The 8,165-nt window shown below is 32.3% G+C and carries 5 protein-coding genes; all 5 read left to right on the top strand.

All coding sequences use genetic code 11. The features are described 5' to 3' along the window. Window positions 1–914: hypothetical protein (locus HY951_13085; GenBank protein MBI5540992.1), on the top strand; the 914-nt coding region annotated here is incomplete at its 5' end. Continuing rightward, window positions 914–4,066, top strand: coding sequence for a SpoIIE family protein phosphatase (locus HY951_13080; GenBank protein ID MBI5540991.1), 3,153 nt, complete (start codon window positions 914–916; stop codon window positions 4,064–4,066). The genes HY951_13085 and HY951_13080, both read left to right, overlap by 1 nt. 165 nt (window positions 4,067–4,231) lie before the next feature. Next, window positions 4,232–5,344, top strand: a complete 1,113-nt coding sequence (locus HY951_13075; GenBank protein MBI5540990.1) for a DUF1573 domain-containing protein — start codon at window positions 4,232–4,234, stop codon at window positions 5,342–5,344. Window positions 5,345–5,499: 155 nt separating this feature from the next. Then, window positions 5,500–5,952 (top strand): hypothetical protein, encoded by a 453-nt coding sequence (locus tag HY951_13070; GenBank protein MBI5540989.1) that lies wholly within the window; start codon window positions 5,500–5,502, stop codon window positions 5,950–5,952. An 11-nt stretch (window positions 5,953–5,963) separates the two neighbouring features. After that, window positions 5,964–8,165: hypothetical protein (locus HY951_13065; GenBank protein ID MBI5540988.1), on the top strand; the 2,202-nt coding region annotated here is incomplete at its 3' end.

The raw sequence follows: 8,165 nt of genomic DNA, 5'->3' as shown, positions 1-8,165 counted from the left end.
TTCCTACTGCAGAGGAAAATATTCCTTATATGGTATCATTTGGTGGACAAAGCGAGACAAAATGGGGTGATGATGACTTCTGTGAAATATTTTTTCTGGTAATTCCCACATCACAATTAAAACCTGTTTATTTAAGAGTTTATGATCCAGATTGTGGTGGAGAACTTGATGAAGCAAAAGGTGCTTTTGATACCAAAACTTCTTTTTCTGTGTATGGTGGTAAATCATGTATCTCTGAACCTGATGCCAAAGGTACCGAACCAAAAGGCAATTTTAAAAGTGGGAATTTATTGGCAACTAAAACTTTTGCGGAAAATGCTAAATATGACAAGAACTGGTACACATTTGGCCCTTTTAACCCAACCGAAGGAGAATTAAGCAATGATTACGGTGGCTATGTTTTTAAAATTATAGCTCAAGGAGTTTCTGGAGATGACGGTAATTTATATCGTTATTTTTTAAGTACTCAACCCGATGAAAATATTGCAGTCGAAGGAAGTAATGCTTTTACTTTTGAATACACCTTTAGAATGCATGATAATGTTAACAACGTGTCTCATATTTATCCATATGTTGATAAAGATGTTGTCTCAGTAAAGATTTTTAATTTTGACTGGGATAATGATGGGGTTATTAGAATAGTCTCTGTAGCAAAAAACGGAAGCCCTGCAAAAGTTTCAGCCGAAGGTAACTGGGAAACCAGTCTACATACTATTGTTGCTGAAGAAAAAAACACCTCATTAGATATTCAGTTTGTTAAAAACAGAAGTGCAGCTATTAAGAATAATAATGTTGTGATTTATGTTACAAACCAACGTGGAGACCAATTACCTTTTTTTACAGCTCCAATTGGTGGAATTCCAAAATTTAAAGGAAAAATAATAGCTACTCAAATAGAAAAAAAGAAGAAATAATGACTAAGTTTTTTAGTATTATTCTATTTGTTATATTAGCTAGTTTCTCGGCAATCTCTCAGTCATATCGTTTTAAAACTTACGATTCTGAAAAGGATGGAATTTATCCTTATATTTATTCTCTGCATCAGGATTCAGTAGGTTTTTTATGGATTGGAACAGGAGAAGGTTTATATAGATTTGACGGGCATTCATTTAAAAGTTTTGATCTTTCAAAAATAAGTGGAAATAATTTCATTTCATCAAGTGTTACAGATTTAAAAGGAAATAACTGGTTTGGACATGATAATGGTAAAATCAGTTTTTTTGATGGTGTTAATTTTGAGAATATTGATATTCCAAAAGAAGGTGCAGGTGCAATTAATTCATTAGTGGTTGCTGACGATGGCTCAATATGGGCTGCAACTCAAAATGTTGGAATCTGTAATATAACATTATCCGGAAGTAATAGTAAAGGGAAGATAGATTTTAAAATAAAACTTTTTACAAAAGCATTTGAGGGTCAGCAAATATATTGTATGTCCTTATTAAAAGATAAAATTATTATTGGTACAGGAAATGGTTTGTTTCTTTTTAATCCTTCAAAACCTGATGTTATAACAGAAGTTGATGGAAGTCCATTGACAAAAATAGAGTGCATCTATTTTTCAAAATCTGATAATTTGTTCTATTTCGGAACTGAAGATGCAGGTTTGTTTTCTTTTTCGGGATCAAAGATTAAAGAAGTATATTCTGATTTAAAATTATCTGATGTTCCAATAAAAGATATTGTTTGTGAACATAATGGCAGTTTATGGATTGCAACAATGGGAAAAGGTGTAATAAATATTCCTTTTTCCGATAATATTAGCGCTTTTCAAAAGCCTGTAGTATTTGATAAATCAACAGGATTAGATGTATTAAATATAAATAAATTATTTATTGACCGCGAAGAAAATATTTGGATGGGTAGCTATGGAAGCGGTTTAATTACATTTTTAGAGAATTTCTTTACTTTTATTTTGCAAAATAACAACAGTGAAATAAATGTGTTTTCTGTACATCCTGGCAAAGAGTGCATTTGGGCAGGAACAACAGGTAAACTTTTAAAATTGTCTTATGATCAGATTAATAAGCCAATTATTTATTCTACAATGGATGGAATTCCTGACGATAAAATAACTTCAATATATCTTGATAAAGATCTTTTGTTATGGATTGGAACTGAAAAAAAAGGGCTATATATTTTTGATATTGGAAAAGGAAAAGCAAAGCCATATTTTATTTCTGAAGATCAGTTGATTAATTCAATAAGTTCTATCGATGGTTTCGGTGAAAAGATTTTTGTTGGCTCACATAATGGGTTAATAATAATAAATAAGGATAAAAAGACTCATCAAATATTAACCACTGTTGATGGTTTGCCTCACAATTTTATTAATCATATAATTACTGATGTTAATTCTAATGTATGGATTGCGACTCAAACAAATTTTTTGTGCAGGTATAGTCAAAAGGGATTAGAGAAGATTAAAATAAGTTCATCTGATGATTTGTTAAAAGTAAATTCACTTGCTTTTGATACAAGAGGGCGTTTGTGGCTTGCTACCTATGGTAATGGTGTTTTTGTAAAGACAGATACTGCATTTGTTAATTTCTCAACTACTAAAGGATTGCTATCTGATTATTGTTACGGAATTATTAGTGATGAGACAGGAACAGTATGGGTAGGTCATAGACAAGGATTAAGTGCTATTTATCAGAATACTGTAAAACAATTTGGTAAAAACAGAGGGGTTACCAGCGATTGCAATTTAAATGCAAACTGCATTGACAACGAAGGAATAATGTGGTTTGGAACTACTTCAGGTGTTTTAAGGTACGACTTTAGAAAAAATTCTATAAACAGAATACCCCCAACAGTTATTGTTAATTCTGTAAAGTTTAATGATAATGAGACAAAATCTATTGGAAGTATTAATATGCCATATGGTAAATATAAGCTGAGAATTGATTTTGCAGGTATTACTTTTAAAAACCCTGAAATGGTAAGTTACAGGTATTATTTAGAAGGATATGATTTAGATTGGTCTGAGCCTACTTTTAATAATTATGCAATTTATTCACTTTTTGAAGAAGGGACATTTACTTTATTGATAAAAGCATATAATGCACATGGTATTTGTAATACTGAGCCATATAAATTAAATATAACAATAGATGCACCATGGTGGAAAAAGTGGTGGGCTATATTGTTATTTATTTTTGTGTTTTTATACGGTTTTTATTTATTTATAAAAATTCGCGAAAGAAATCATAGAATTAAAGAAGAAATATTACAAAAAACACTCGATGAAAGAACCAGCGAAGTTATTGCTCAAAAGGAATTAATAGAGCAAAAAAATAAAGATATTACTGATAGTATTAATTATGCAAAAAGAATACAGGAAGCAATTTTACCTTCACCATCAAAATTATATTCTGTTTTTCCGGAATCATTTGTTTTTTATTTGCCAAGAGATATTGTAAGTGGTGATTTTTATGTGTTTTATCAAACAGAAGAAAGATTTGTGGTTATATGTGCTGATGCTACAGGTCATGGTGTGCCTGGAGCTTTTATGTCTCTGATTTGTTCTACAATTTTGAAGGATATTTTACAAAAACAACATGTTTTTTCTCCGTCTCAAATATTATATGAACTCGATAAGGAATTACAAACATCTCTTCAGTCCGAAGAAAAAAATCAAACCACAGATGGATTAGATGTTGCAGTTTGTGAATTTAATTTTAAAACAAATGAAATGGCTTTTGCATCAGCAATGAGACCATTAATTTTGTGCAGAAATAATGAGTTGGAATATGTGCGGGGAAGTAAATTTTCTATAGGTGCTTCACGACACTTTGTTGTGAAAGAATTTAAAGAACACTGGTTTAAATTAAATAATGGCGATACCGTGTATCTTTTTTCTGATGGATTTCCTGATCAATTTGGAGGAGAGCATTCAAAAAAGTTAAAAATTAGCGGATTACAAAAGTGGATAAGCTCTATTAACTCATTGCCAATGAATGAGCAGAATATTAAACTTCGGGAGCTTTTTAATAACTGGAAAATAAACCAACCTCAAATAGACGATATATTAATTATGGGAATTAAATATAAAAATTCACAGTAAAATTATTTATTTCAGTGGCTTGGTTTTTGTAAAATGCTTATTGCTATTTTAATTATGAGTTAATTTTTGTTAAACCATTTAAAACTTCGTTAAAGAATTAGGAATGCGAATGCTTTATCCTTAGTTTTGTTCGTCATAAAAGGAAAATTATAAATAAAATAAATTATGAAAAAAGTTTCAATTTTATTAGCTGCAATTTGTTTTATTGGAACAACAGCTTTTGTAAATGCCCAGACTAAAGAGGCAAAAATTACTTTTACCGAAGAGTCTTTTGACTTTGGATCTATAGCTGAAGAAAAAGGTCCGGTAACAAAAGAATTTACTTTTACAAATACTGGAGCTGCTCCTCTTATTGTACAAAATGTTAAAGCTTCTTGTGGTTGTACAACTCCTGAATGGACAAAAGATCCAGTTTTGCCAGGTAAAAAAGGAATAATTAAAGCTACTTATAACCCGCAAAATCGTCCTGGTCAGTTTAATAAAACTATTACAGTAACTTCAAACGCCGAGAATAATACTGTTATTTTAACAATAAAAGGTGAAGTAAAACCAAAGCCTGTAACTTTGGAAGATACTTATCCAATGCAAATGGGAGGGTTAAGATTAAAAACAAATCATATAGCATTTATTAAGGTTTTTACTACTGAAGTTAAAACTGATAGCGTGCAAATTATTAATACTTCAACTGAAGATATTAAAATGACATTTGATAAAATTCCTGCGCATATAAAAATTAAAGTAGTTCCTGAAACTTTAAAACCAAATGCAAAGGGCGTAATTGTGGCAACTTATGATGGTTCAAAACAAACCGATTGGGGATTTATTATGGACAGGGTTGACTTAATATTGAATGGTAAGCCTGATGCTAACAATAAAATTTCTATTAGCGCGACTATTGATGAGGATTTTTCTAAGCTTACACCAGAACAAAGAGCAAATGCACCTAAAGCAAACTTCGAAACAAAAGAATTTAATTTTAATACAATTAAAGAAGGTGAATCTGCAAGTTTTGAATATAAACTAACTAATGACGGAAAATCTGATTTGATTATAAGAAAAGTAAAAGCATCTTGCGGTTGTACCGCTGTTACTCCTTCTGAAACTGTAATAAAACCTGGGAAATCTACTACTATTAAAACAACATTTAATTCTGCAGGAAAACCAGGAAAACAAAACAAAACAATAAATGTAATAACTAATGACCCAGATAATAGCAATATAACCCTAAGAATATCTGGTGATGTAGAAAAGGTTGAACAAACACCACCTAATAAATAGTTTGATTTAAATGAATATAATTAAGGCTGCTTGAAAAAGTAGCCTTTTTTTATCTTATAAATGGCAACCTTTATAAATGATTATCGTCTATTTATATAAATTAAAGTGACAGTTATTAAAAAAGTAGTATTTTAGTAAAAAAATCTGAAAATTTTATGAGTACAAAAATCTTTATAACAGTTTTATTTTCTTTGATGTTAATATATGGTGCAGCATTTTCTCAATCCGTAGATGTTAAACCTGAATGGAAGCTTTATAAAGAGATTTCTGGATTGCAGATTTATTCTTCTGATTTGTCTTGCAACGATAATCAAAATGGTATTCATAATCAGTTTATCTGTTTTCAGTTTATAAATACTTCGTCTGAAACTATGAATATTTCATGGCAATTCGAATTATGGTATAATGATAAATGTATTACCTGTGATAAACCTGCAAATAGCGAAAATTCTTATATTCTTACTGTAAAACCAGGCGAAAGTATTGAAGGTAATTGTGATAAAAAATCTATTGCCGGATTAAAAATATTTACTGGTATTATTAACTCTGCCAAAGGCAGTAAATTATCTAAGTTCGAATTTAAAAATTTAGAAGTAACATTTAAATAATTGAATAAATTATGAAATTTAACATAAAACACCATTTTTATTTGTTTGTAATTATACTGCTGGCTTTCTCATCTAAGGGTATAGCTCAGTGTGCGATTTCAATAGATACTGTATATTATAATGGTATAGGTTTTATTACACCAGATACAATAAAGATATGTGAAGGTGATGTTGTAACATTAACATCAGAAGGAGGTTGTCCAACTTACATGATGAATAATGATTTTAATAATGGATTAATTGGCTCAGGTTGGACTTCAAATGCAACTCCAACATTTACTAATCCATGTGTAGCATATACTGGTGCGGGAGATGGAACAACCTGCTTGTGGGTTGGAAATGCAGCAAGCTTTCCTCGTGAATTGGTAACTGTTGGTTACAATGTTACAACATCGTGCCAAATCTGTTTTGATATGGTTTATTCTAGTCAGGCAAACAGTAGCCCCTGTGAAGGACCTGACATGCCTACAGAAGGAGTGCATTTGCAATATTCAACAGGTGGTTCAACTGGACCTTGGTTTGATATTAATTATTGGGATCCTTTAGGTGGTTATGATCCGACAATGACTTCATGGCAGAATTATTGTGAAAATGTTCCTGTTAATGGAATGGTTTGGTTTCGTTGGTATCAGGATGTAACTTCTGGTAATGATTTTGACCATTGGGGATTAGATAATGTTCAAATTTTTTGTCCACCACCTTCACAAACTGTTACATGGACAGCTAATGGCACACCATTTTCAAATACATTTAATCCTCCACCACAAAGTCCAACTGTTAGTACTAATTATCAGGTAACGGTGTCTGATGGGACTCTATCGGCAACTGATCAGGTATATGTACAGGTTTATCCTACACCAACTTTAACAATATCAGGTCTTAATCCTACATATTGTTCTACAGCTGCATCTGCAACTTTAACCGGTACTCCAACACCGGGCGTTTTTTCTGGTCCAGGAATAACAGGAAATACCTTTAATCCAAGCACGGCTGGAACAGGTAGTCATACAGTAACTTATCACTCATATTACATAACAACTAATACTTCTACAGGTCCGCAAACAATATTCAATGATGATTTTAGTACAAATACAGGCTGGACAGGTTATGGTTCGGGAGGATGGACAAGAGGTTCTGCAACTGCTAGTGCAGCTTGTTCGGGTACTCAGGACCCGTCAGCTGATCATACTACAACATCTGATAATTTTATTATTGGTAATTATCTTGGAGCATGTTATCCAGCTAGTATGACACAAACATATTGGTTAACTTCTCCAACAATAAATTGTAGTAATTTAAATACATGTTCTATAGAATTCTATAGCTATAGCGGATGTGAATCGTCTTCATTTGACCATATGTATATTGACGTATCTTCTAATGGAGGAGGAACATGGACAAATATTTATTCAAATTCAGCATCGTTTAGCGAATCAGCATGGACATTAAGAAGCTATGTTACAACTCAGGCTAATAATTGCGCTAATTTTAAAGTTAGGTTTGGAATGGGTGGTTCTGATGGGTCTGTTGAATATAGTGGTTGGAATATAGATGATTTTAAAGTAAAATGTAATGGTACAATTACAGTAACAGATACCCTTTGTGATTTTACAACAACTCAGAATGTACAAGTGTTTTCTCAACCTTCTTCAACATTTTCGCTTGTAGATAATATTTGTCAGGGAACGTCAACAACGTACACATATACAGGCACATCTCCTTCTACAGCTACATATAACTGGAACTTTGATGGAGGAACCGTTATTTCCGGTAGTGGACAAGGTCCATATGATGTTAGTTATGCAACTGCAGGTACATATAATATTACTCTTTCAGTAACCGATGGAGGTTGTACTTCTGTTATAACAACTCTTCCATTAACAGTATTACCATTTGGAAATCCATTATGTTGTACTGCTCCTGTTACTAATGCTGGAACAGATGCCAGTGTATGTCAACTAACTTATCAGTTGAATGCAGTTCCAAGTTCAGGCACTGGCAGCTGGTCTCAGATTTCAGGTCCAGGCACAAGCGTATTTTCAAACTCCAGCTTAGCAACCTCAAGTGTTACCGTAACAACATCCGGCACTTATACATTCCAATGGTTCGAGAACAATGGTGTAAACTGCACCAACTTTGATCAGGTGGACATAACCTTCACCGCCCAACCGGTAGCAAATGCCGGTCCCGACGGTCAGACCTGTTCTTTAAGC

This window comes from Bacteroidia bacterium, from assembly GCA_016218155.1.
GTDB lineage: Bacteria > Bacteroidota > Bacteroidia > Bacteroidales > GWA2-32-17 > GWA2-32-17.
The sequence above is the reverse complement of the archived record's forward strand: the minus strand, read 5'-3'. Positions and strand labels throughout refer to the sequence as shown.

What these genes read in the sequence shown, in the direction of transcription:
- HY951_13080 (MBI5540991.1), top strand. Translation starts at nt 914, where the DNA reads ATGACTAAGTTTTTTAGTATTATTCTATTTGTTATATTAGCTAGTTTC.
- HY951_13075 (MBI5540990.1), top strand. Translation starts at nt 4,232, where the DNA reads ATGAAAAAAGTTTCAATTTTATTAGCTGCAATTTGTTTTATTGGAACA.
- HY951_13070 (MBI5540989.1), top strand. Translation starts at nt 5,500, where the DNA reads ATGAGTACAAAAATCTTTATAACAGTTTTATTTTCTTTGATGTTAATA.